Genomic DNA, 961 nt, shown 5'->3' on the forward strand with positions numbered 1-961 from the left:
ACTGAAGTAAAACAATTACTTCATTTAATGATTCACTCCTTATATAGCAATAAAGAAATCTTCTTGCGCGAGCTGATTTCTAACGCGTCAGATGCAGAGGATAAGTTACGTTTTGAAGCGCTTTCAAATGATGCTTTATACGAAAATGATGGCGACCTGAAGATTCGTCTCGATTTCGATAAAGATGCGAACACAGTGACCATTACCGATAACGGTATTGGTATGACGCGTGAAGACGTCATTAATCATTTGGGCACTATCGCTAAGTCTGGTACAGCTGAATTTATGTCGAAGCTGACTGGTGATAGCAAACAAGATTCTCAGCTAATCGGTCAATTTGGTGTTGGTTTTTATTCTGCCTTCATCGTTGCGAATAAGGTTGAAGTCTTTACCCGTCGCGCAGGCACAGATGCTGCGCAGGGCGTGCACTGGAGTTCTGAAGGTGAGGGTGAGTTCACGATTGAAACAGTTGAGCGCACGGCACGTGGAACCTCTATTGTTCTGCATTTGAAAGAAGAAGAGTCTGAGTTTGCTGATGGCTGGCGCTTACGCAGTCTTGTTAAGAAGTACTCGGATCATATTTCTTTCCCGGTCATTATGAAGTCTGAGCCAATGCCAGCGGCAGAAGGCGAAGAGCAGAAAGAACCTGAAGACGAGGCAATTAACGAAGCGACGGCACTATGGACATTGTCAAAATCAGAAATCTCTGAAGATGATTACAAGTCTTTCTATAAGCATATCTCGCATGACTTCCAGGATCCGCTAACATGGGCCCATAACCGTGTTGAAGGTAAGCTCGATTACACAAGCTTGCTTTATATTCCTGCAAAAGCACCGTTTGATTTGTACAACCGTGAAGTTCCTCGTGGCTTAAAGCTATACGTACAGCGCGTTTTTATTATGGATGAAGCAGAGCAGTTCCTGCCTCTCTACCTTCGTTTTGTAAAAGGTATTGTTGATA

Annotated in this window: 1 protein-coding gene; it reads left to right on the forward strand. The window is 43.5% G+C overall.

The genetic code is table 11. The annotated features are described in order from the left end of the window. Nucleotides 1-961: molecular chaperone HtpG (gene htpG, locus A3738_RS08295; protein WP_156504103.1), on the forward strand; the 961-nt coding region annotated here is incomplete at both ends.

The organism is Oleiphilus sp. HI0066, assembly GCF_001635725.1.